This window comes from Sulfitobacter sp. HGT1 (genome assembly GCF_013282155.1).
GTDB lineage: Bacteria > Pseudomonadota > Alphaproteobacteria > Rhodobacterales > Rhodobacteraceae > Sulfitobacter.
Genome location: NZ_BLWI01000010.1, coordinates 14,011 through 38,164 on the forward strand (window position 1 = coordinate 14,011; position 24,154 = coordinate 38,164).

Genomic DNA, 24,154 nt, shown 5'->3' on the forward strand with positions numbered 1-24,154 from the left:
ACGTCGCTGTCATATCGTCCGAACCTTTCAACAGACTTGCGGTATCAAATCTCATAAGCCATGCTCCGACGACAATCCGGCCGGTTCGAGTCGGACTATTTAAGACGGGAGGAAGATAATGAAAATCAACATGATGGTGGCTGGATCAATGATCGCAGCACTGACATCTGGTGCGGCCTGGGCTCAGGAAGTGACGCTCCGGCTGTCGCATTGGGTGCCACCAACGCACCCCATTCAGACGCTCGGGATCGAGCCTTGGGTGAAATCGCTGACGGAAGCTTCTGACGGGCGGATCGCCGTGACGATCTTTCCGGCGCAACAGCTTGGCGCAGCGCCCGACCACTACGACATGGCGCGCGACGGCATCGCCGACATCACATACACGAACCCTGGCTACCAAGCCGGGCGTTTCCCGAAATACAGCCTGGTCGAAATTCCGTTCCACGCCTCCAACGCCACAGGCGGGGCACAGGCATTGCATGAATGGTACGCCCCGATTGCAGAAACCGAGATGTCGGATGTCAAGTTCTGCCTTGCCAACCCGCACGATCCGGGAACATTCCATTCCAAAACCCAGATCAAAGTGCCGGCAGATATCAAAGGTCTGAACGTCCGTCCTGCGCACGCGACCATGTCGCGCTTTGTCAGCTCGCTTGGTGGTGGCCCCGTTCAGGTACCTGCCCCCGAGGCGCGCGAAGCAATCGCCAATGGCACAGCGGACGCGATCACCTTCCCTTGGAATTCCGTCTATATCTTCGGGATCGACAGCGAGACGCCGTATCATCTCGACATGCCGTTCTACATCTCGGCACAGCTTCTTTTGATCAACAAGGACAGCTATAACGGGATGCCCGATGATCTGAAGGCGATCCTGGATGATCACTGCACCCCGAAATGGTCGCGCCGCTTCTCGGAGGGCTGGGCCGAGAACGAAGCATCGGGTCGTCAGAAGATGGTAGATAGCAGTGAGCACACGCTCTACGCGCCGACAGAAGATGAGGTGCAGATGTGGCGTGACGCTGCGGCACCGCTGATCGATCAATGGAAAGAAGAAGCCGGCGATGACGCGCAGGCCCTCTACGACGGCTATGTCGAAGCGCTCGAGCGTCATGACGCCCGATACTGACTCAAAAGGTTGGGCGGCACCACGGCCGCCCAACCGTTCTCCCGTGTTGCGGCTGCAGCACGTGCTCGAGCGGATATCGCACGGAATTGAGATCGTGGCAGGCTGCATCATGGGGCTGGTCACACTTCTGGTCGTTGCCTCTGCGACGGGGCGGTATCTGTTCGCTTACCCGTTGCCTGACGCCTTTGATATGTCGCGCCTTTTGCTGGGGGCGGCTATCATGTGGGGGTTCGCCAGCGTCGGCTTCCGGGGCTCACATATCAAAGTCGATATTCTAGTAGAGCGCCTGTCGCCCGGACCACGCCGCTGGATCGACGCATTCGCTTGGACCCTGCTGCTGATCTTTACCGGACTGCTGGCCTGGAAGATGTTCGGCCGCGTATCCAATGCTGCCATCAGCAACGAAACCACCATGGACCTGCGCTTGCCCGCCTGGCCGATGATGGGGCTGATCTGGCTCGGTGTCGCTGTCAGCCTACCTGCGATCCTCGCGCGGCTCATCCTCATCGTGACGGGCCGCGGATCTCTTGACCCTTACGAAAGCATTGAAGTGAAAGACGAAACATGAGCGGTGATCTGATCGCTATATTGGGATTTGTCGCGTTGTTCGCGATGATGATCCTGCGCGTCCCGATCGGTATCGCAATGGGCCTTGTCGGCGTCGGCGGCTTCGCGGCGGTGACTGGTTGGAAACCTGCCCTTAATCTGCTGGCACAATCGCCGATACGCACAGTGACCGATTTCAACCTGACGCTGATCCCGTTTTTCGTACTGATGGGCGTGCTTGCGACCAACTCCGGCATGTCGCGCGAACTTTTCCGCACGGGTCGTCACTGGTTCGGCTTCATGAAAGGCGGCATGGCGATGTCCACCATCGGTGCTTGCGCGGGGTTCGCGGCCATCTGCGGGTCGTCGGTTGCCACCGCTGCCACGATGACAAAGATCGCCTTGCCAGAGATGAAAGAGGCGGGCTATCCGGACGAAGTGTCGACTGGCGTTATCGCGGCGGGGGGCACACTTGGCATCCTGATCCCGCCTTCGGTCGTGCTTGCCGTTTATGGCTATATCACTGAACAGGATGTGGGCGTGCTGTTTATTGCTGGCATCGTGCCGGGCATCATCGCCATCCTGATGTATATGCTTGCCGTCCGCTTTGCCTATGGCAAACGTCTACCTGCCGGAGAGAAATTCAACCTAGGTCAGGCTGTGCGCTCCCTTTCGGGGGTTTGGGCGGTGATGTTGCTTTTCCTGCTCATCATCGGTTCGATCTATTTCGGCTTTACCACCGCAACGGAGGCGGCGGCGGTGGGGTCGTTCCTGACCGCGCTGATCGGCATATTGCGCGGGCGGCTTACGGCACGGCTCTTGCTCGACAGTCTGATCGAGGCGCTTCGGACATCTGTTGCGATCTATACGATCCTGATCGGAGCGATCCTGTTTGGCTATTTCCTCGCCATCACCCAAAGCCCGCAGAAGATCACCGCCTGGCTCGTGGAACTCGATCTTGGGGCCTATGGGACGCTGGCGCTGATCCTTCTTTTTTTCGTGATCATGGGCTGCATCCTTGACGCAATGGCGATGATCATTCTGCTCGTCCCTATCGTCTTTCCGATCGTGACGCAGCTCGGCTTCGATCCGATCTGGTTCGGGGTGATTATCGTGATGACCGTGGAGCTGGGGCTGATCACGCCGCCTGTGGGAATGAACGTCTTCGTCATCAACTCGATTGCGCGCGATATTTCCCTGCCAACGATCTTTCGTGGGGTGCTGCCGTTCGTCTGTGCAGACGTCCTGCGTCTGATACTGCTTGTCGCCTTCCCTGTACTGGTTCTTTGGCTGCCGAGGACGATGCAATGAGACGATTTCCGACCATATACTCGACGCTGATGCGCGAGAATTCCAAGGCGTTTCTTTACGGTATGGGGATGAGCGACGACGACATCGCAAAGCCGCAGATCGCCGTGGCCCACACCGGGGGCGGTATGAGCCCCTGCAACATGAACCTTGGCGCGCAGGCGGCCCATGCTGCCGAAGGCGTGCGGCAGGCAGGCGGCTATCCGCACGAGACGCCGGTGGTTTCCGTCTCTGACGGGTTGACGATGGCGCATCCGGGGATGCGGTTCTCGCTGATTTCGCGGGAACTGATCGCTGACAGCATTGAGGCGACGATGCGCGCGCATTGCTGGGACGGGCTGATCGCCATCGGCGCATGCGACAAGAACCTGCCGGGCATGATGATGGGCATGGTCAGGGTGAACGCACCGGGTGTGTTTTTGCACGGTGGTGCGACATTGCCGGGTGTTGTGCGGGGGAAGGAGGTCTCCGTGCTGGATGCATTCGAGACCATCGGACGGATGATCGCGGGCGATGCGGACCGCGAAGAGCTTGAGGATTACCAGCGCCACTCTATCACCGGCCCCGGCGCTTGTGCGGGGCAGTTCACCGCGAACACGATGGGGATGGTTTCAGAGGCGCTCGGGCTGTCACCGGTCGGCGTGTCCATGGTCCCTGCCGGTGATCCGATGCGCGAACAACTGATGCATTTTGCCGCCCGTGCGGTGGTCGCCGCCATCGATGGGGACGGACCGCTGCCGCGCGACCTTGTCACCCGCAAAGCGATCGAGAACGCCTGCGCCATCGTCGCGGCGACGGGTGGGTCGACCAACGCAGCACTTCACATCGCTGCCATTGCGCACGAGGCTGGGATCGATTTCGGAATCGAAGATGCGGCAAAGGTTTTCCAGCGCACCCCGTTGATCGGGAATCTCAGCCCGGGCGGAAAATACCTAGCCGCACATGTTCAGGCCATTGGTGGCACACCTGTCATCCTCAAGGAACTGATCGCGGGCGGATATGTTGACGGGTCGGCCTTGACCATCACCGGACAAACGCTTGCAGAGGCCGTCGCCGATGCCGCCTCACCCGATGGCGACGTTGTCCGAAGCCTATCCGCACCGATTGCGCCCACCGGCGGCATCGTGGTGTTGACTGGCAACCTCTGCCCCAAAGGTGCGCTTCTCAAGGTGGCGGGCCTGACTGATCTCAGTTTTCGGGGACCTGCGCGCGTGTTTGATGGCGAAGAGGCTGCTCAGAAAGCGGTGGAAACGCGCGCCTACGTTGAGGGTGACGTCCTCGTGGTGCGGGGCGAAGGACCCAAGGGCGCGCCTGGCATGAAGGAGATGCTGGGGCTCACGGCTCTTCTTTATGGACAGGGCATGGGCGCGAAAACCGCGTTGCTTACGGATGGCCGGTTCTCGGGTGCCTCGCGCGGCATGTCCATCGGCTACGCGTCGCCTGAATCGGCCGTCGGCGGGCCCATCTCTTTGGTCGAAGACGGCGATTTCATCACCATCGACGCAAGACCGGAAGTGGCCAGCATTACGCTTGAGGTTGATCCGGCTATCCTTGAAGATCGCGCAAAGGCGCGGGGGATTCCGGCACTGCCGCGCCAAGGCGGGCTGTTGGAGAAATACGCCGCGTCGGTCCAAGGTGCCGAGCGCGGCGCGGTGACACATTCCGGAGCCGTTGACACAAGTGGAGACTTAGATTGACCGAACCAAACCCTTACGATCCCAGAACGCGCAATGACTTGACCGAAAACGAGAAAACTCTGCTGCGTTTCATGAACGATTGCATGCATGGCGACGACCTTTCGCTGCTCGATACACTGGTGGCAGAAGATTACATCCAGCATACGCCCGGCATCGGACAGGGACGCGCGGGGGTGCGGGAATACATCGAAAAGATCGCCTACCGCCGCGAGGGCCGCAAGGAGTGGCGACCGGTACAGATATTCTCGGCGGGCGATATGGTGATCCTTCACAAGATCAGCGCAACGCACATCTTCGCCGATTTCGTGCGCTTCAACGACAAGGGCCAGATGGCGGAGCACTGGGACGTTGTGCAGCCACACCCGGAACCGGGCTACGACCCAATGCGCCCGTCAACAGAGAACCTTGATCGCTTCAAGACGCTCTTCAATCTCGACTAGCCCAACGCGACGAACGGCACGGGGGCAAGCCTGCATAGCCAGTGACCTGCCCCCCCCCAAGGCTCCCTCGTTCAAAACGAGCGTTTGCGGGTTTCGGTTTTCTATTTTTCGTCGCAAAGCATCTGTGAAAATAGAATAAAAAATGCGCTCACTGCAACCGCAGCCACCCTTCCAACATCCTCGCCCGCTCCAGCATCCGCACCCTATCACGTAAAATCAGACGCCGCCCAGTATGTCTGACGTCAGCGCCCGTGGGACAGATTTGAGGATTTGAATAAGGGAGGATTTCTGGTTCATCTTATCGATTAGGCGATCGAGATGACGAAGAAGCCACAGACATCGAAAGACGCCGCCGACAAGGTGGTTAAGAACATCCGCCGCAAGACCCGCCAGACCTATTCGGCGGAAGAGAAAATCCGCATTGTATTGGCAGGTCTGCGCGGCGAGGAAAGCATCTCGGTGCTATGCCGCCGGGAGGGTATTGCTGAGAGCCTGTATTATAGCTGGCCGAAGGAATTTCTCGAAGCCGGCAAGCGCCGGTTATCTGGCGACACGGCGCGGCAGGCCACAGCGCCTGAGGTAAAGGATTTGCGTTCTGAGGCCTTGGCCCTGAAAGAATGCGTCGCTGATCTGACCCTTGAAAACCGTCTGCTCAAAAAAAGCATGACAGGGGCTGGGGAGTTCGAGGAATGAGATACCCTGCGTCCGAGAAACTGGAGATCATCCGCACCGTTGAGGGATCGCATCTGCCGGTTAAGCAGACCCTCGACATGCTGGGCATCCCGCGCACGACATTCTATCGATGGTACGACCGTTACGTTGATGGCGGGCTTGATGCGCTGGCTGACAGATCCCCATGCCCAAGATCTGTCTGGAATCGCATCCCCGATGCCCGTCGTGACGACCTGATCGAATTTGCGCTGGAACATGAAGCGCTGACCACACGGGAGCTGGCCGTCAAATACACCGATGAGAAACGGTATTTTGTCTCTGAATCATCAGCTTACCCACTGCCCGGCAGGGTATGCGCAGCATGCACGAGAGGGGCATTCTCAAAGCTGCTGAACTGATTACTGCCCCTGATTATGTGGTGATCAAAGCGGCGGAGGAGTTCAAAGACAAAACCACAGCCATCAACGAGATGCTCCTCTCGGGCATGTAAACATGCCCTGGCGGGCGAGGGGCAGACCGACTTTACCTACTTCAAGATCATTGGCTGGGGCTGGTATTATCTGAGCACGATCTTGGATGACTACAGCCGCTACATCATTTCCTGGAAACTCTGCACCACTATGCGCGCTGAGGACGTGACAGACACAATCGAACTGGCGTTGACAACATCAGGCTGCGACCAGGCGGTTGTGCGGCACAAGCCACGTCTGCTCAGCCCCTCTCGGGATCATGCTTTGCATGACCCTGTCGGGCAATGGACAATGGCTCCTGCTACATCTCTGGTGATCTGGCCGAATGGCTGGAAGGGCAAAACATGAAGCATGTCCGTGGTGCGCCGTTCCATCCACAAACCCAAGGTAAGATCGAACGCTGGCACCAGACCATGAAGAACAGGGTTCTGCTGGAGAACTACTACCTACCCGGTGATCTTGAACGCCAAATCGGGGCCTTCGTCGATTACTATAACAACCAGCGTTACCACGAGAGCCTGAACAACGTCACACCTGCCGACGTCTACTTTGGCCGCGACAAAGCCATTCTCAGGGAAAGGGAAAAGGTCAAGAAACAGACAGTCCGACAACGCCGCTTGCAACACCAAAAACAAGCAGCATAATCAATAACACACACGAGCCAGAGCCTCCAATGCTCAAGCTGCTCTGATGTCCCATTTTATATGACGACGGACAATTCCGATCACCAAAAAAGAGGAATTGCTTCGTCGGTCTATCGCTTCGTTAGGCGAGAGACTGAGGTCAAATTAATTCCAAGCCAAATTCAGACATCAGCTGCATGATCGCTATGGAAGAGCTTGGCTCCTCATACAGGCTACCTTTAGTAGGCCATTTCAAGAAATTGTTTTCCTCCGTTATGGAAATTATGCGCTGTAAGGGCAAACATCAGTGATCCCGCTCCGGACAGACCACACCAACGTGCTGACCAGTCTTGTTGGCACTGCGTTACTGGGCCATGATCAGTTTGAAGCGTAAGGCTTCAGAATTAAGTTGAAATTATACTCATACGCCTGAATTGAGCTGAACTCTACGTGCTCAAATCACTTTATATTCGTCGAGCGAGATGATCCGAAAATTGTCGGTGACGGTATCGGTAAACGCGCGCCACTTGAGGGGCGATGTTTTGCGAAAGAACCCTAGAATTGCTTCTGTGAACTGGTCGAATGTGGCATAGTGACGATTGTGGGTGACACATTTATGCATGACACCCCAGAGACGTTCTATTGGGTTTAGATGCGGCGCATATGGCGGCAGGAAATGTAACTTTACCTGTCGCTCTGATCTCTCCAACCATGGCTGCAATATTTTGGCGTGATGGTAGCGTGCATTGTCGAGAAAGACGTGAATTGCCGTCATGGCTGGGTTCTTGGCTTCCAACTTTTCCAACATCTGCTGGGTTGTCTGGGCATTGATCTTCTCGCTTTCGACAAAGGTGAACTGAATGGTCTCTAGATCAAGCGCACCTTGAATGTTGAGCCGCTTGCGTCCCGATGTTGCTTTCAGGGCGATCTTTTGTGTCTTGGGGAACCAACCATGGGCCGGTCGACTTTGATGTTCTGGATGCACTGCGTCTGAAAAGACGACCATTTCATCCGCCCTCAGTCCAGTCATCAGGGCCTCATAATGGGCGATAAAGGCCGCTTGTTTGATCTCGTCGGCCTGAGCTGGCAACGACTGAGGTTTTTTATAAACGAAGCCTAAACGACGCATCAGCTTGGGGGCTCCAGAGGCGCTATAACTTTGGTAATGCTCAGCCAAAATATAGGCGCAAACTTCATCTGCGTTCCGCGCAGAATGTTCCGTGAAATGTGCTTGTGTGGCCCGTTCCTGTTCAACAGAAAGGTGACCCTGCCGTTGGCTGTAGTCCTTCAGCCCGAAAAACGACAGCCCCGCGCCTGCAAAAGAAAACCGCCACTCCGGCAATACTGTGGGACCGATGTCCAGTATCTCGCAGATGGTTTTGGCATCATAGCCCGCATCCAAAAGTAGAAACGCCCGGGCACGCTTCCACACAAGAGCATCGACCTTACGCTGACGGCAAATAGCCTGAAGGGCAGAGCGTTGCTCTTCTGTCAGGGCCACTAATTTTGTCTGCTTGTCCATGACGACATCATGCAGAATATCAGAGGAAAAGAAGTGCGACCAATTGACTCGGAAGCCTATGAAATACTCAGGTCAATTCAGGCATATCGGTATATGGGATTATTGTTGACGACTTGCCTTCACCATCAAACCGGATTGCCGGGAAAGAAGGCGCGCCAGATGCCGATAAACATCAGGATGCTGCCGATGTTGACGCACATATGCCATGTCGCATAGCGCAGCGGCATTGTTTTGCGGGCATAGAATACAGTCCCTACGACATAGGCAAACGCCCCGCCGATCACGCACCACAAGGTCGCCCAGGGCACCGTTGTCAGATCGGGCAAGGCGGCAAGCCCGATCGCGCCAAGCCCCAGATAGGATGCCGTGGACCACGGGGATTTGACTTGGGGGTTGGTGATCTTGTTCCAGATCGCCACGACGCTGAGCGCCCAGCTGAAACACAGTAAAAACAGCGTCCATGGGGTGCCCGCAAGCACAAAGAACGGGGTGAATGTGCCCGCAATGCTGGGGTAAATCGCAGCGTGGTCGATGCGGCGTAATTTGATGCGCTGCGCGTGCCATGGCAGGAAATGATAGGACCAGGACGCAAGGTTGGACGCCAGCGCGCTGCTCACATAGATCGCCGCTGCAATGATCAAGCCATAGCCGGGCAGCGTTGCTGATCTGACAATCAACGCCGTGCCGGCGGTCAGGATCAGGATCAGCCCGACCGCGTGCACGAACATGTCGGCGCGCCGGTGCGAGAGGACGATACTGGGGAAATTTACATCGGTCATTTGGCGTCTCTGGCTCAGTCTGGGCCTGCGTTAGCGGCCCGAACTGTCAAAGTCTACAACGCCGGTGCGTCACCTGCCCCGGATTTTATGCGGCGGGTGCCGGTTTGCCTGCCAGAATGGCTTCGATCAGAATCTGGACGTGCAATGCCTCGGGCAATGTGGCCAGACGGTTCGGTTTACCCTCAATCAGCAAGACCAGATCATCCAGCTGCGCGCGCAGGCTGGTCGCCCGCGGATCGGCGTAATCGTCCACCACAGGCGTGAAATCGCCCCCCGTCGACACGGCATCACGGTAGAATTCGGAAATGCGGCGGCTGGATTTGCTGCCTTTGATGGTCAGTTCCTGACGGTCCGGCTGCGCCCCGCCAACGCTGCCCATGATCGTCACAGGCGCACCGCTGGCCGATACCAGACGCGCGGCCACATGCGTTTCGCATAGTTTGCTGTCTGACGGATAATCAGGCTGCGCCCAAACCAGTTCCAGCGGCCCCAGAATGCGTTCGGAAAAGAACAGAAAATGCGAGATAACTTCGCGGGTCATGCCCCCTTCTGCGCGAAACCGCAGCCAGTCGGCGGCTTGCTGCCAGGCGCGGGGCCATGCGGCATAGGTCACGACGATATCGGCCCCTGCCAATTCGCCCAGTTCGCCCGCTTTTGCCGCTGCATGGACATCCGTCAGGGCGGCCCCGGCGGCTTGGGTGAAATTCACAGCGGCAGGCACACCGGATGCGGCGATTTTTTCGACCAGATCGCGGCTTTCCTCGACGTTGATTCCCAAGGGTTTTTCCAGAAACACGGCCTTTCCGGCCGACGCCGCAGCCAGTGCATAGGCTTTGCGGGGCACGGGAGGACAGGCAAGATAGACCAGATCAGCGGCGGCAATCGCGTCCTCGGCTGTGGCGGTCACGGTCACACCGGGGGCATTTACCGTGGCCGTGCGACAGGCGTCTTCGCTGGGGTCCCAGACCGCAACAACCGAATAGGCAGGGTGCAAAACCATATGTTCCAGCATCCGCTGCCCCATAATGCCCAAGCCGATGATCGCTGTTTTGATAGTCATTGCATCCCCCAAATTCACACATCTTGCTGCACACTCCGGTCGACCGGCAGTTAATTGCGCTGTTGAAGTCTAGCACAGGAGCAAAGCGGACAGCGACCCGAAAACGCACCCCTTAAAATATGAAACCGCCGCATAGCGGGGCTATGCGGCGGTGAAATCTTGGGGTGTTCTGGTCGCGGATTAGCGCAGAACGGATGCCTGTGCGGCAATGTGGCGGATTTCGCCGCGTGCGATGCCGATATCGGCCAGGTCGCGGTCGCTCATTGCGGACAGCTCATCAAAGGTTTGACGTACGGCGCGTTTTTGGGCGCGGTTGGCGCGAAAGCCTTCGATCAGGCTGTGCATTTTCGCTGCGACGTCAAAGCTTGGTGCGGATAGGGTTGTATAGCTCATTTTTTTCTCTTCTACGGTTTTGCGGTGGCCTATCCACCGCAATCGGGTTGGTGCTGCGTCAGATCCGTCAGGGAGGATCGGGATCAGAAGCAGATGTTACGCAGGAACTGCCCCGCGTGGTGTTTTCACGAACAATCCGCGCAGTTTAGCGGATGTGCGTCGTGCAAAGGCTGCGATGAACGCGCTGCGTTCGGCTTGGGCCTGTGCAATGATCCGGTTAACATCGGCCGGTGTCGCTGTGCGATATGTAAAGTTGGTACTCATCATTTACTTTCCGTTCCTGGGCTTTCGTGCCCGTGACCTTCATATGTGCCGGACATGTGAAATGTGCAAACCATAGGCGATATGCGGTTTTTGCATGGCTCGGCTGGCGACGGTTTTGCAGGTGCGGCAACCGGCATGAAATGAGCACAGGGCCGCCTTGGGATGGACAGATTGTTTCAACAGGCTTAACGGGCCCACAACTTTAGATTTCGCATCCAGAACGGAGCAGTCCAATGGCCCAAAGCATACCCACCCCCGCCAAGCCCGAACCCGCACCTGCACGACCCTCGCAGCCGCAGACAAAGGCACCGGTTTTCACCGATTACGCCAGCATCTGATCGTGACACGGATCGGCAAGCGCGTTAATTTGGCGCTATGTCGCATTCCAACTCCGATCCGGTTTCATCCATCCGCAACCTTGGCCCTGCATTTCAGGAAAGCTTTGCCAAGGTGGGGGTGCATAGCGCAGAACAGTTGCGTGAATTAGGTGCCGATGCCGCCTATGAGAAACTGTTGCGCAACGGGCACCGCCCGCATTTCATCGGCTATTACGTTCTGGTCATGGGGCTTCAGGGGCGCCCGTGGAACGATTGCAAAGGGGCCGAGAAAAAAGCCCTGCGTGTGAAATTCGACGCCATGAAAGCCCGCGCATTCGACCCCGTGGATGCTGAATTCGAACGCCTGATGGATCAGATCGGCGTCAGACCCGCCCCCTCTTAGGACATGTGCCGCAGCACCCTGCCCTGTGGCGCACCCGTGGCGCATATAGAAAAAGGGCCGCAGTTTCCCGCGACCCTTCTTTAGCTGTCAAATGCAGGTGGGCTTAGCCGACCAGCTCAAGACCCGAGAAGAAATACGCGATTTCAGTCGCGGCTGTCTCTGGTGCGTCCGACCCGTGAACCGAGTTTTCGCCAACTGATTCAGCAAATTCGGCGCGGATTGTGCCGGGTGCCGCATCGCTTGGGTTTGTTGCACCCATAACTTCGCGGTTTTTCGCGATGGCGTTTTCGCCTTCCAGAACCTGCGCTACGATTGGCGCGGATGCCATGAATTCGCACAGTTCGTCATAAAAAGGACGCTCGGCGTGCACTTTGTAGAACTCGCCAGCTTGGGCTTTTGTCAGGTGAATACGCTTGCTTGCAACGATGCGCAGACCTGCGTCTTCGAATTTTTTCGCGATTGCGCCGGTCAGGTTGCGGCGTGTTGCGTCTGGTTTGATGATCGAGAATGTGCGCTCAAGGGCCATGATAGCTCTCCTAATGGGGGTTAATTTGGGCGCTCCCTAACATGGTGCCTGTCCCATGAAAAGCCGTGATTGACGCGGGGCCGGACATGGTTCACACCGCGCCCATGTTACGCATTTCAGAAATCAACTATTCCGTCGAAGGCCGCCCCTTGTTTGAGGAAGCCAGCGCCGTCATCCCCGAAGGTCATAAAGTGGGCCTCGTCGGCCGCAATGGCGCGGGTAAAACCACCTTGTTCCGCATCATACGCGGGGAATTGGGGCTGGACGCGGGCGATATTTCACTGCCGTCGCGCGCCAAGATCGGCGGCGTCGCCCAAGAGGTCCCCTCCTCGGACGTGTCCCTGATCGACACCGTGCTGGCGGCAGATGTGGAGCGCGCAGCGCTGATCACAGAATCCGAGACCACCAAGGACCCGGTTCGCATCGCCGAGGTACAAACCCGTCTTGCCGACATCGACGCATGGTCTGCCGAAGGCCGCGCGGCCTCGATCCTCAAGGGGCTCGGCTTTGATGACCATGACCAGCAACAGCCCTGTTCCGCCTATTCCGGCGGCTGGCGCATGCGCGTCGCCCTGGCGGGTGTGTTGTTTGCACAGCCCGATGTGCTGCTGCTCGATGAGCCGACCAACTATCTCGACCTCGAAGGGGCGTTGTGGCTGGAAAACTATCTGGCCAAGTATCCGCATACGGTGATCATCATCAGCCACGACCGTGGCCTGCTGAACCGCGCCGTCGGGGGTATCTTGCACCTCGAAGACCGCAAGCTGACCTATTATCAGGGCAACTACGACCAATTCGCCAAAATGCGTGCCGAAAAACGGGCGCAGCTCTCTGCCGCCGCGAAAAAGCAGCAGGCGCACAAGGCGCATATGCAGGCTTTCGTGGACCGCTTCAAAGCCAAAGCCTCCAAGGCCAAGCAAGCGCAATCACGGATGAAAGCCATTGAAAAGATGGTGACAATCACCCCGCCAGAGGAAGCGGCGCGCAAGGTCTTTACCTTCCCGCAGCCTGATGAATTGTCGCCGCCGATCATCAGCATCGAAGGTGGCTCCACCGGCTATACCGAAGGCGTGCCCGTATTGTCGCGCCTTAACCTGCGCATCGACCAGGATGACCGCATCGCCCTGCTGGGCCGCAACGGTCAGGGCAAATCGACCCTGTCGAAACTGCTGTCCAACCGTCTGGTGCTGTTCGAAGGCAAAGCAGTCAATTCCAACAAACTGCGCATCGGTTTCTTTGCCCAGCATCAGGTCGATGAACTGGTCATCAACGAAACCCCGTTGCAGCACATGATCACGGCGCGCCCCGGCGTGATGCAGTCGAAACTGCGCGCGCAACTTGCCGGTTTCGGCCTTGGCCCCGACCAGGCCGATACCGAGGTCGGCCGCCTGTCAGGGGGGCAAAAAGCCCGCCTGTCGCTGCTGCTTGCCACTCTGGATGCGCCGCATCTGCTGATCCTCGATGAACCGACCAACCACCTTGATATCGAATCCCGCGAGGCCCTGGTCGAAGCGCTGACCCGCTATTCGGGCGCTGTGATCTTGGTCAGCCACGACATGCACCTTCTGTCGATGGTGGCCGACCGTCTGTGGCTGGTGTCCGATGGCACCGTCAAACCCTATGAGGACGACCTCGAGGCTTACCGCAAAATGCTGCTCACGGTCGAAAAACCGGTCAGCAAGAACGCCAAGCCGGTCAAAGAAGTCCCCAAACCCAAACGCGCCTCGCGCGAAGACATCCTTGCCCTGCGCTCCGAAGTGCGCACCGCCGAAGCCCGCGTGACCAAAATCAACGACATGCGCGACAAGCTGGCCAAGAAACTTGCCGACCCTGCCCTTTACGAAAAGGAAAAAGTCGGCGAACTTGAGGTGTGGAACAAAAAATACGCCGAAGTGATGGCCGCCCTTGAACGCGCCGAATCCATCTGGATGGCCGCTCTTGAAAAGCTGGAGACCGCCTCTGCCTGACACTATGACCCATTTCGGCCTGACTTCTCTGGCTCACAAATATCCCGGGGGTCCGGGGGCTGGCCCCCGGTAGCAACATATGATGACACTCGACATTGCCTTTATGATCACGGCCTTTGCCACCATGATCGTGATCATCGACCCCTTTGCGATCGGGCCGATGTTTCTGGCCCTGACCCCCGGCATGCCCCACGCCCAACGCCGCCGCATCGCATGGCGCGGCGTCTTTGTCGCGGGGTTGATCCTGCTGGTTTTTGCCGCCTTCGGCGAGGCCGTGCTGAACTTTATCGGCATTTCGATGGCCGCCTTCCGCGTTGCGGGGGGTATCTTGCTGTTTCTGACCGCGCTCGAGATGCTGTTTGACCGCCGTACCAAGCGGCGCGAACAAACCGCAGCCGATGCGGATCATGACCCTGACGATCATGATCACGACGACCCGTCGGTCTTTCCGCTGGCGATCCCGCTTATCGCCGGGCCCGGTGCCATCGCGTCGGTGATCCTGCTGACAGGCGAAAAGCCGGGCATCGAAGGGTTCGTCACCGTGATGGGCATCACCTTTGCGGTGTTGATCCTGATGGGCATCACCATGCAGGCCAGCGGCTATCTGGAACGGGCCTTGGGCAAGGTCGGCATCAACGTCATCACACGGCTTTTGGGGATGCTTTTGGCGGCGCTCTCGGTGCAATTCGTGCTCGATGGCCTCAGCGCATTCGGATTTGGCCCCGGCGCGGGCTGACAAAGGCCGCAACACACCCCATATTCCAGATCAGGAACAAGGGATTTACCTATGCCAGAATTCGAAACCGGCCGTCTGATCTATCTTTTGGTGTTGCTTGCGATGGTCGCGGGCTGGTTCTTTATGCAAGGCCGTGGCGAAGGGTTTAACAAAACCCTGCAACAGGCCGCGGTCTGGGGCATGATCTTTATCGGGGCCGCGGCGGGTTACGGTCTGTGGGGCGATATCAGCCGCAGTTCGGCCGTGCCGCAGCAAAGCTATGAGGCCGGGATCGGCACGGTCACCATCCCGCGCGCCCGCGACGGGCATTATTACCTGACCATGCAAATCAATGGCGCGGCGATCCGTTTTGTGGTGGATACCGGTGCCAGCGACATGGTCCTGACCCGCGCCGACGCGCAGCGCGTTGGTCTGTCACCCGATACCTTGAACTATCTTGGCCGCGCCAACACCGCCAACGGCGAAGTCCGCACCGCATTCGTGCGCCTGAACGAGGTGCAACTGGGCACGGTGCGTGACTTCGATGTCTCTGCCGTGGTCAATGACGGAGATATGGCGCAATCCTTGTTGGGCATGGGCTATCTGCAACGCTGGGGCCGGATCGAGATTTCGAATAACGAACTGATCCTGACACGTTAAGACCGCCCCGCAACCTGTTCAGGTTTCTGCCTTTTTCTCCCAGTTGCCGCTTTCTTCGGACCAGTATTGTGCCGATGCGCCGGCATCTTTCAGCGCTTTCCACTGGCCGCGCGCCTTGTTCAGCGCGATCTCGTCCAGCCCGTCGAACAGGATGCAGACGCGGTCCAATGCTGCAACTTCATCCGCCGTCACATCGGCCCCGTGGATCGAAAAAACGCAAGTCGCCCCGTTTGGCGTATCGCTTTTCGTTGTCAGCAACACCGGCTGGTCCGCATCATGGGGGCCGCCTGCCAACCCGTGTGGCAAGAACCCGTCATCGGGGCCCAGCCACAGGGCGGCATCCATTTGCGCCAACAAAGTGTCATCGGTCCCGCGAACTGCCACGCGCCACCCTGCCCCTTGGGCCTTGCCCAACAGCATGGTTAACGTCTCGACCAGCGGTCGCTGGGTCAGGTGATAGAAATACGCGGCACCCATTGTCTATTCGCCCTCGTAATGGTCCGAAATCAACCGGTTCAACGATGCTACACCCCAGCCTGTCGCACCTTTCGGGGCCAATGCGGTTTCCTCTTTGACCGAGGCAACACCGGCGATATCAAGGTGGATCCACGGCGTTTCGTCTTTCACGAACCGCCCAAGGAATTGCGCAGCCGTCACAGCACCGCCATTGCGACCGCCGATGTTTTTCATATCGGCGATCCGGCTTTCCAGCAACTTGTCATAGCCCGCACCCATCGGCATCCGCCATGCGCCTTCTTTTTCGGCACCAGCCGCTTTCAAAAAGGCGTTGCACAGCGTGTCGTTGTTGGAAAATACGCCTGCGTTCTCATGGCCCAAGCCCACTACGATCGCGCCTGTCAGGGTGGCAAGGTCGATCATGGCGGCGGGTTTGAACTGTTCTTGCGCGTACCACATCACGTCACATAGCACCAACCGCCCTTCGGCATCCGTGTTGATGACCTCGACCGTGTCGCCCTTCATAGTTTTGATCACATCGCCGGGGCGGGTCGCGGTGCCCGAGGGCATGTTTTCGACAATGCCCACCAGACCGACGACATTGGCCTTGGCCTTGCGCAACGCCAGACTGCGCATCACGCCTGACACCACGCCCGCGCCGCCCATATCCATTGTCATGTCTTCCATGCCGGCCCCGGGCTTGAGGCTGATACCGCCGGTATCAAAGACCACGCCCTTGCCGACCAAGGCCAGCGGGGCCGTGCCTTTTTTGCCGCCATTCCATTTCATAACAACCACATAGGACGGGCTGGCCGACCCCTGTCCAACAGACAAAAGCGTCCGCATGCCCAGCTTTTCCAGCTTTGCATCGTCCAGCACTTCGACCTCGAGGCCGATGCTCTTCATCGCGGCCAGACGGTCGGCAAATTCGGTTGTGGTCAGCACATTGGCCGGTTCATTGGTCAGATCGCGGGTCATAAACGCCCCGTCGGCAATGGCCAACAGCGGCTCCGCTGCGGCTTTCACCTCGTCAGGCGTGCTGGCCATGACCGTAACCGACCCTTTGCGCGGCTTGCCTTTGCTTTTGTTATCCTCGAACGAATAGTCGCGCATCGCCAGACCAAAGCACAGCTCCGCCGATTTGCGCAGCCCGCCGGTCAGCACCAGCAAATCCGCCTCGCCGCGCTGTTTCGCCAGATTTGCCCCTGCTTTGCGCAGGTCATGCACGTCTGCGTTATTGGCCAGTTGCACCACATCCACGGCTTCGGCTGCCATGCCTGTGGGATAGCCCATGCTCAGCACGTCGCCGGGTTTCAGATCGGTGAACTTGGTGCTTTGAACCAGCCGTTCCAACGCGCCTTTGGTCAGCTTGTTGATCCGACGCGCACTTGGGTTCATCTTGCCTGTGGCATCCACCGTCACCGCCACGCGGCCGGCATGGCCTGCGATCTGGTCGATGTCGGTTTGGACAAAACTCATTGGGGTCAATGCGGTCATGTTCGGGGTCCTTTTCATAAGAATTGCCCCAAGACCTAGCGCGCAGTCGCCGGTAAGGCCAGATAGCAGTTTTCGCGGGCGCTATTTTGCTTTATCGTGACCGAATAATTACAGTTCAAACACCTAAGGGATGCAGATTGGCTAAGTTTGACCGCTATATGTTGTCCCAATTGCTGATCCTGTTCAGTTTTTTCGCGCTGATACTGGTGGCGATTTTCTGGATCAATCGGGCTGTTGTCTTGTTTGACCGGCTGATTGGGGATGGCCAGACCGCGCTGGTATTTCTTGAGTTTACCGTTCTGGGCCTGCCCAAGCTGATCACCACCGTGTTCCCAATCGCCGCTTTTGCAGGGTCGGTCTATGTGATCAACCGCATGACCAGCGAATCCGAACTGATTGTGATGCAGGCAACGGGCAGCGGCCCGTGGCGTCTGGCGCGGCCCGTGCTGGTCTATGGCATCTGTGTGGCGGTGATGTTGTCGATCCTCACGCATTTTCTGGTGCCCATGGCAAAAGGGCAATTGAGCCAGCGCGAGACCGAGATTTCGCAAAATGTGTCGGCGCGTCTGCTGACCGAGGGCGAATTTTTGCATCCTACCTCCAAGGTGACGTTTTACACCCGGCTGGTTGGGGCCGATGGCGTGTTGCGCGATGTGTTCCTGTCGGATCGCCGTAACCCCGAGGAAGGCATCATCTATTCCGCATCGGAAGCCTATCTTGTGAACAACGGCGACGGCACCACCCTGATCATGGTAGACGGGCTGGCGCAGCGTTTGTCCAATGAAACCAAACAGTTGTCCACGGCCAAATTCCGCGATTTCTCGTTTGATATCTCGGCGCTGGTCAGGAACCAAGCCAGGGAAAACCTGTCGATCGACAGCATGGTCACGCCCCGGTTGCTTACCCGTTGGGGCGATCTGGGCGGCAGTGGGCTGATCAGCCAGGGTGCCATCACAGAGGAGTTCCATTCCCGCTTTGCCGCGCCGCTGTTTTGCATTGTTGCTGCGATGATCGGCTATGCCACGTTGATTCTGGGCGGGTTTTCGCGGTTCGGGGTCTGGCGCGAGATCGTGATCGCCTTTGGTTTGCTGATCGCCATTGACGGGATCGACGGCAGTCTGGTGGATATCGTGCTGAGGGATGCCAGCCGCTGGCCGCTTGTTTATCTGCCCAGCCTGTTTGGGCTGGTGTTGGTCACGGGGATGATCTGGCATGCGGCCCATCCGGCCTGGCTGCGCCGGTTGCGCCGCAGAAAGGTCGCTGCATGATCCTGCATTTCTATTTCGCACGGCGTTTCTTGACCGGTTTCCTGCTGATCACGGGGGTGCTGTTCGCGTTGGTGATCTTGGTCGATATGGTCGATCAGGCCCGCAAGTTTTCAAGCTACGACATCAGCTGGCAACGGGTTCTGGGGCTCACGTTGCTGAACACGCCCGAAACCTTGAACCTGATCTTGCCGCTGATCATGATTCTGGCGACGGTTGTTTTGTTTCTGTCGCTGGCCCGATCGTCCGAACTGGTGGTGACCCGTGCCGCTGGCCGCTCTGCGCTCAGCGCGTTGCAGGCACCTGTGGCGGTGGCGTTTATTATCGGGATCATGGCGGTTGGGATGCTGAACCCGATCGTTGCGGCCACGGCGAAACGCTATACTCAGGTCACCGAAAACATCCGCGCCGGCGGTGCATCAGCCTTGTCGATCAGCGACGAAGGGTTGTGGCTGCGTCAGGGTGGCGATCCGGGGCAGACGGTGATCCGTGCATGGCGGTCGAACGGCGATGCGTCGGTTTTATATGATGTGACCTTTATCTCTTATGCGCCCGAGGGGGGCCCGAACCGCCGGATCGAGGCGACAAGTGCATCCCTTGAGGATGGCAACTGGGTGCTCACCGGGGCCAAGTCGTGGCCGCTTGAGGTCGGGGTAAATGCCGAAGGCAACGCCGCGTATTTCGAAACGCTGACCCTGCCGTCGAACCTGACCCTTGACCGCATCCGCGAAAGCATCAGCGACCCTGGTGCCGTGTCGATCTACGAGCTCCCGGCGTTCATTCACCAGCTTGAGCAAGCAGGCTTTTCCCCGCGCCGTCACAAGGTCTGGCTGCAGACCGAACTGGCGCGGCCGTTCTTCCTGGTGGCGATGGTTCTTGTTGCGAGCGCATTCACCATGCGGCATACGAGGTTTGGGGGCACAGGCGTTGCCGTCTTGGCATCGGTCTTGTTGGGGTTCGGTTTGTATTTCATTCGCAGCTTTGCACAGATTTTGGGTGAAAACGGGCAAATTCCGGTGATCCTCGCTGCCTGGGCTCCGCCTGCTGCGTCCATTCTGCTGGCCCTTGGTCTTTTGCTGCATGCGGAGGATGGCTGAAATGCGGCGTCTTCTGTTGATCCTGTCGTTATTCCTGCCCCTGCCCGCATGGGCCCAAAGCGTGGACGAGCGCCCAGCGGTTCTGGTGGCTGACGATTTGCTGATCACCCGTGATCGTGTTCTGGTTGCGCGCGGAAATGTCGAGGCGTTTCAAGGTGATACCCGCATTCGCGCAAAATCCATCAGCTATGACGGACAATCCGGCGCGCTGACCATCGAAGGGCCGATTGTGCTGACCGATGGCACGGGCAGTGTGATTTTGGCCGATGCCGCAGAACTGGACGCCGGGTTGCAAAACGGTCTGCTTCTGGGCGCGCGCATGGTGTTGAACCAGCAGGTGCAACTGGCCGCCGTGCAGCTTGACCGGGTCGACGGGCGCTATAGCCAGCTTTATAAAACCGCCGTAACCTCTTGTAAAATATGCAATGATGGCGAAGTGCCCCTGTGGCAGATCCGCGCCCGCCGGGTGATCCATGACGAAGCCGCCCAACAGCTTTATTTTGACGATGCGACGTTTCACATCAGAACCGTACCGGTTTTTTACCTGCCGCGTTTGCGCATGCCCGACCCGACCCTTGACCGCGCCACCGGCTTTCTGACGCCATCGGTGCGCACCACGTCCCAGTTGGGGACAGGGATCAAGGTTCCGTATTTCATCAAACTGGGCGACAGCCGCGATCTGACGCTGACCCCTTACCTGTCGACCGCCACCCGCACGCTTGAATTCCGGTACCGTCAGGCTTTTGTCACCGGACGCATGTCCTTCGAGGGGGCCTATACCCGCGATGACGAACTGCCCGGTACAACGCGCGGCTATCTGGTCGGGGACGGCACATTCGATCTGCCGCGCGATTACGAGCTGAGCTTTAACATCAAGATTGTCAGCGACGACGCCTATTTCACGGAATACGGTTATTCCGACGAAGACCGCCTGCGCAGTGATGTCACCGTGACCCGCGCCCGCCGCGACAACTATGTGCGCGCAAGCCTGTACAACTTTGAAACCCTGCGGGACGGCGAAATCAACTCCACCCTGCCGACGCTGGTGATTGACGGCGAAGTCGAACGCAGGTTCTTTCCAAAATCCCTCGGTGGCGAGGTCCGGTTATCGCTTCAGGCCCACAGCCATCAACGCAGTTCGGTGATTGATGTGATCGGGCGCGATGTTGCGCGGATCAATGGCAAGGTGGAGTATCTGCAACGCTTTACCCATCAAAGCGGTTTCGTCACCGATGCCCGTGGCGGGCTCAGTTTCAACGCCTTTGACATTACCCAAGACAGCAGTTTCGAGCAAAACCACGCTGAACTGGTGCCCTTTGCCGCGGTCGGGCTGAGCTATCCGATGATCCGCCGTGGTGCCAATGGCGTCACCCAAACCCTGACCCCGCTGGCGCAAATCGGTTGGGTTGGCGGGCAACGCCTGAACATCCCCAACGACGAAAGCACGCGGGTCGAATTCGATCAGGGCAATCTGCTAAGCCTGTCGCGCTTCCCGCGTCCAGACCGGCGCGAACGCGGCACGCTCTCTGCCGTGGGGGTGACATGGGCGCGGGTTGACCCAAAAGGCTGGGATGCCCATCTGGCCGTCGGTCAGGTCTTCCGCTCCGTCTTTGACGCCGAATTCACCGATACATCCGGCATGTCCGGCACCAGTTCCGATATCCTGCTGGCGGGGCAAATCAGAAACCGCGCCGGTATGTCCCTGACCGCACGCACCTTGGTGGACAGCGATTTGCAGATTTCCAAGGCCGAACTGCGCGGCGATTGGCTGTTTCGCAATGCCAGTCTGGGTGGAACCTTTGTCTGGCTCGAGACCGATCTGGTCGAAAACCGGCCCGATCCCATATCCGAACTGTCGCTGGACGGGTCCTATGATTTCCGCAAACATTGGACGGCCAGCGCGGACGTGCGCTATGATATCGAAAACCGGCGCGCGGCAACGGCGGGGCTGGGCCTGACCTATAACAACGAATGCGTCAGCGTCGACCTTTTGGTCCGCCGGCGCTATACCTCATCAACAAGTGTTGAGCCCTCGACGGATATCGGGTTTAACATCGGCCTGCGGGGCTTCTCGGCCTCCAACGGAAAAGAAAGATATGTGCGATCATGTGGGATGTAACTAAGATGAACCTGAACCGTCTGACACAGAGTGTTGCGATCATCGGCCTTGCCGTGATCACAGCCGCCCCCGCGCTTGCGCAAAACCTCTATGCGCCGGTGGCAAAGGTGAACCAGTCTGTTGTGACCGAATTCGAGGTTCAACAGCGCCAGCGGTTCTTGCAACTGCTGAACGCACCCGGTGCCACCCGCGAAGGCGCGATTGATACCTTGATCGACGAACGCCTGCGCAACGAAGCGGTGGCCGATGCCGGGATCGAACTGACCGCCGAAGGCATCAACGAAAGTCTTGAAGAGTTTGCAAGCCGTGCAAACCTGAGCGCTGCCGAATTCACCAAAGCGCTTGGTCAGGCCGGCGTCTCCCCCGAGACCTTCCGCGATTTCGTCGTCAATTCAATCGGCTGGCGTGAACTTGTCCGGGCGCGCTATGCGTCCCGCGTGCAGATCACCGACGCCGAAATCAGCCGCGCGCTCGGGACAACACGGGGCAGCGGTGTGCGGGTTCTTGTGTCGGAAATCATCATTCCCGCCCCGCCGCAAAACGCAGCCCGCGTGAACGCGCTGGCGGAACAAATCTCGCAGACCCGCTCGGTTTCCGAATTCTCGAACTACGCCAGCAAATATTCCGCGACCGCATCGCGCGGCCGTGGCGGGCGTCTGGACTGGCAAGACCTCTCCGCCTTGCCACCCAGCCTGCAAGGGTTGATCCTGGGCCTCGCACCGGGCGAGGTGACAGCACCGCTGCCGATCCCCAATGCCGTGGCCTTGTTCCAGTTGCGCGACATTCAGGAAACCAGCACATCGGCACCGACATATTCCACGATTGATTATGCCGCTTACTATCTTGCCGGTGGCCGCAGCCCTGAAACCTTGGCGCAAGCGGCGAAAATCCGCGCCCGCGTCGACAATTGCAACGATCTTTACGGCGAAGCCAAAGGCCAGCCCGCCGAAGTGCTGGAACGTGTGACCAAAAGCCCGGGCGAGATTTCGCAGGACATCGCGATCGAGCTTTCCAAGCTTGATCCGGGCGAAGTCTCCACCGCGCTAACCCGCTCCAACGGTCAAACGCTGATGTTCCTGATGATGTGTGGCCGCACCGCCGCCGCCAATCAGGAAGCCAGCCGCGAAGACGTGATCAACGCCCTGCGCCAGCAACGTCTGGTGGGCTATGCGGATCAGCTGCTTGCGGAATTGAAAGCCAACGCGCGCATCGTCCGCAAATGATCCGGTCAACACGGCCTGTCGTCATCTCTTGCGGAGAGCCGGCAGGCATCGGCCCCGAGGTCGCAGCCCGTGCATGGGCCGTGCTCGCTGGTGAGGTCCCGATGCTCTGGCTGGGCGACCCGCGCCATCTGCCCGCCGATATCCCCCACCGCGTGATTGATCGCTGTGATCAGGCCCTTGATGTCGGCACCGATGTGCTGCCGGTTCTGCCCCACCCCTTCCCCGCGCCCAATGTGGCGGGTCAGGCCGACCCCGCCAATGCCCAAGCCGTGATTGATGTGATCGCACGGGGCGTTGATCTGGTGCGCGCGGGCGATGCCTGTGCGCTGACCACCGCGCCGATCCATAAAAAGGCCCTCAAAGACGGGGCCAATTTCGCCTATCCGGGTCATACCGAATATCTTGCGGCCCTTGCGGGCGTCGATGATGTGGTGATGATGCTGGCGTCGGATCAGTTGCGCGTGGTGCCTGCAACAATCCATATCGCGCTGGATCAGGTGGCCCATGTGCTGACCCCGTCGCACCTGCGCCGGGTGATCGAAATCACTGCGGCGGGGCTGACCGCCCAATTCGGCATCGCCAAGCCCAGAATCGCCATCGCAGGGTTAAACCCACACGCAGGCGAAGGCGGCACCATGGGCCGGCAGGAAATCGACTGGATGAATGATCTGGTCGCCACCATGCAAGCCGAAGGCTATGACCTGATGGGCCCCTTGCCTGCCGATACAATGTTCCACGCCGCAGCCCGTGCCCGCTATGACGCGGCGATTGCAATGTACCATGATCAGGCGCTGATCCCGATCAAGACCCTCGATTTCGACCGCGGCGTCAATGTGACCCTGGGCCTGCCCTTTATCCGGACCTCGCCGGACCACGGCACGGCCTTTGACATCGCCGGAAAAGGCATCGCAAACCCCACCAGTATGGTCGAGGCCATTCGCCTTGCCTATAAAATGGCGGGGTCCTGATGCTTCTCTGGCTCTTAAATATCCTCGCCGAAGGCGAAAGT

Annotated in this window: 22 protein-coding genes and 1 pseudogene; 15 read left to right on the forward strand and 8 right to left on the reverse strand. The window is 58.6% G+C overall.

Annotated features, from left to right (window positions below; translation table 11 throughout):
* The first annotated feature begins 118 nt into the window (after positions 1–118).
* From HGT1_RS10095 to HGT1_RS10120, 6 genes and pseudogenes are all read left to right on the forward strand, one after another.
* Positions 119–1,126 carry a TRAP transporter substrate-binding protein gene (locus tag HGT1_RS10095; RefSeq protein WP_176249822.1) on the forward strand — a complete coding sequence of 336 codons (1,008 nt, stop codon included), beginning with the start codon at positions 119–121 and terminating at the stop codon, positions 1,124–1,126.
* Positions 1,110–1,694, forward strand: coding sequence for a TRAP transporter small permease (locus HGT1_RS10100; protein ID WP_176249823.1), 585 nt, complete (start codon positions 1,110–1,112; stop codon positions 1,692–1,694). Before HGT1_RS10095 ends, HGT1_RS10100 begins: the two co-directional genes overlap by 17 nt.
* A complete protein-coding gene (locus tag HGT1_RS10105) occupies positions 1,691–2,983 on the forward strand; it encodes a TRAP transporter large permease (RefSeq protein WP_176249824.1) in 1,293 nt (430 codons plus the stop codon). The genes HGT1_RS10100 and HGT1_RS10105 overlap by 4 nt, the downstream gene beginning before the upstream one ends.
* Positions 2,980–4,677: a dihydroxy-acid dehydratase gene (locus HGT1_RS10110; RefSeq protein ID WP_176249825.1), complete on the forward strand. Its 1,698-nt coding sequence runs from the start codon at positions 2,980–2,982 to the stop codon at positions 4,675–4,677. The genes HGT1_RS10105 and HGT1_RS10110 overlap by 4 nt, the downstream gene beginning before the upstream one ends.
* Positions 4,674–5,117 (forward strand): nuclear transport factor 2 family protein, encoded by a 444-nt coding sequence (locus HGT1_RS10115; protein WP_176249826.1) that lies wholly within the window; start codon positions 4,674–4,676, stop codon positions 5,115–5,117. The genes HGT1_RS10110 and HGT1_RS10115 overlap by 4 nt, the downstream gene beginning before the upstream one ends.
* 318 nt (positions 5,118–5,435) lie before the next feature.
* Positions 5,436–6,903, forward strand: a pseudogene (locus HGT1_RS10120) (IS3 family transposase).
* 433 nt (positions 6,904–7,336) lie between these two features.
* Here the strand turns inward: HGT1_RS10120 and HGT1_RS10125 are convergent.
* The 5 genes from HGT1_RS10125 to HGT1_RS10145 all read right to left on the reverse strand — a co-directional run bounded on the left by HGT1_RS10125 (position 7,337) and on the right by HGT1_RS10145 (position 10,903).
* Complete coding sequence (locus HGT1_RS10125; RefSeq protein ID WP_176249827.1) at positions 7,337–8,404, reverse strand: IS630 family transposase; 1,068 nt, start codon at positions 8,402–8,404, stop codon at positions 7,337–7,339.
* Positions 8,405–8,529: 125 nt separating this feature from the next.
* On the reverse strand, positions 8,530–9,183 hold the full coding sequence (locus tag HGT1_RS10130) for a hemolysin III family protein (protein WP_176249828.1): 654 nt from the start codon (positions 9,181–9,183) through the stop codon (positions 8,530–8,532).
* A gap of 85 nt (positions 9,184–9,268) precedes the next feature.
* The gene (locus HGT1_RS10135) at positions 9,269–10,243 is read right to left on the reverse strand and encodes a Gfo/Idh/MocA family protein (RefSeq protein WP_176249829.1); all 975 of its coding nucleotides are present in this window, start codon (positions 10,241–10,243) and stop codon (positions 9,269–9,271) included.
* Positions 10,244–10,423: 180 nt separating this feature from the next.
* Positions 10,424–10,636, reverse strand: a complete 213-nt coding sequence (locus HGT1_RS10140; protein WP_176249830.1) for a DUF1127 domain-containing protein — start codon at positions 10,634–10,636, stop codon at positions 10,424–10,426.
* A 96-nt stretch (positions 10,637–10,732) separates the two neighbouring features.
* Complete coding sequence (locus tag HGT1_RS10145) at positions 10,733–10,903, reverse strand: RSP_7527 family protein (RefSeq protein WP_176249831.1); 171 nt, start codon at positions 10,901–10,903, stop codon at positions 10,733–10,735.
* 372 nt (positions 10,904–11,275) lie between these two features.
* On the opposite strand from HGT1_RS10145, the gene HGT1_RS10150 reads away from it, so the two are divergent.
* On the forward strand, positions 11,276–11,620 hold the full coding sequence (locus HGT1_RS10150) for a TfoX/Sxy family DNA transformation protein (RefSeq protein ID WP_176249832.1): 345 nt from the start codon (positions 11,276–11,278) through the stop codon (positions 11,618–11,620).
* A 103-nt stretch (positions 11,621–11,723) separates the two neighbouring features.
* Here HGT1_RS10150 and ndk read toward each other — a convergent pair whose 3' ends face one another.
* Entirely contained in the window at positions 11,724–12,146 is a 423-nt protein-coding gene (ndk, locus tag HGT1_RS10155) for a nucleoside-diphosphate kinase (RefSeq protein WP_176249833.1), read from the reverse strand.
* A 104-nt stretch (positions 12,147–12,250) separates the two neighbouring features.
* On the opposite strand from ndk, the gene HGT1_RS10160 reads away from it, so the two are divergent.
* From HGT1_RS10160 to HGT1_RS10170, 3 genes are all read left to right on the forward strand, one after another.
* Complete coding sequence (locus HGT1_RS10160) at positions 12,251–14,113, forward strand: ABC-F family ATP-binding cassette domain-containing protein (protein ID WP_176249834.1); 1,863 nt, start codon at positions 12,251–12,253, stop codon at positions 14,111–14,113.
* 82 nt (positions 14,114–14,195) lie between these two features.
* Complete coding sequence (locus tag HGT1_RS10165) at positions 14,196–14,849, forward strand: MarC family protein (RefSeq protein WP_176249835.1); 654 nt, start codon at positions 14,196–14,198, stop codon at positions 14,847–14,849.
* 51 nt (positions 14,850–14,900) lie between these two features.
* The gene (locus tag HGT1_RS10170; RefSeq protein ID WP_176249836.1) at positions 14,901–15,488 is read left to right on the forward strand and encodes a TIGR02281 family clan AA aspartic protease; all 588 of its coding nucleotides are present in this window, start codon (positions 14,901–14,903) and stop codon (positions 15,486–15,488) included.
* Positions 15,489–15,506: 18 nt separating this feature from the next.
* Here HGT1_RS10170 and HGT1_RS10175 read toward each other — a convergent pair whose 3' ends face one another.
* Positions 15,507–15,965, reverse strand: a complete 459-nt coding sequence (locus HGT1_RS10175; RefSeq protein ID WP_176249837.1) for a DNA polymerase III subunit chi — start codon at positions 15,963–15,965, stop codon at positions 15,507–15,509.
* Between the two features lie 3 nt (positions 15,966–15,968).
* Positions 15,969–17,441, reverse strand: a complete 1,473-nt coding sequence (locus HGT1_RS10180; RefSeq protein WP_176249838.1) for a leucyl aminopeptidase — start codon at positions 17,439–17,441, stop codon at positions 15,969–15,971.
* 137 nt (positions 17,442–17,578) lie between these two features.
* On the opposite strand from HGT1_RS10180, the gene lptF reads away from it, so the two are divergent.
* From lptF to pdxA, 5 genes are read left to right on the forward strand one after another with little or no spacing between them, the layout of a single operon-like run.
* Positions 17,579–18,709: an LPS export ABC transporter permease LptF gene (gene lptF / locus HGT1_RS10185; RefSeq protein WP_176249839.1), complete on the forward strand. Its 1,131-nt coding sequence runs from the start codon at positions 17,579–17,581 to the stop codon at positions 18,707–18,709.
* Complete coding sequence (gene lptG / locus HGT1_RS10190) at positions 18,706–19,803, forward strand: LPS export ABC transporter permease LptG (protein ID WP_176249840.1); 1,098 nt, start codon at positions 18,706–18,708, stop codon at positions 19,801–19,803. Before lptF ends, lptG begins: the two co-directional genes overlap by 4 nt.
* A gap of 1 nt (position 19,804) precedes the next feature.
* Positions 19,805–21,922 carry an LPS-assembly protein LptD gene (locus HGT1_RS10195; RefSeq protein WP_176249841.1) on the forward strand — a complete coding sequence of 706 codons (2,118 nt, stop codon included), beginning with the start codon at positions 19,805–19,807 and terminating at the stop codon, positions 21,920–21,922.
* Positions 21,910–23,145 (forward strand): peptidylprolyl isomerase, encoded by a 1,236-nt coding sequence (locus tag HGT1_RS10200; RefSeq protein WP_255200164.1) that lies wholly within the window; start codon positions 21,910–21,912, stop codon positions 23,143–23,145. Before HGT1_RS10195 ends, HGT1_RS10200 begins: the two co-directional genes overlap by 13 nt.
* A complete protein-coding gene (gene pdxA, locus HGT1_RS10205) occupies positions 23,142–24,113 on the forward strand; it encodes a 4-hydroxythreonine-4-phosphate dehydrogenase PdxA (RefSeq protein WP_176249842.1) in 972 nt (323 codons plus the stop codon). The genes HGT1_RS10200 and pdxA overlap by 4 nt, the downstream gene beginning before the upstream one ends.
* The last annotated feature ends 41 nt before the right edge of the window (positions 24,114–24,154 follow it).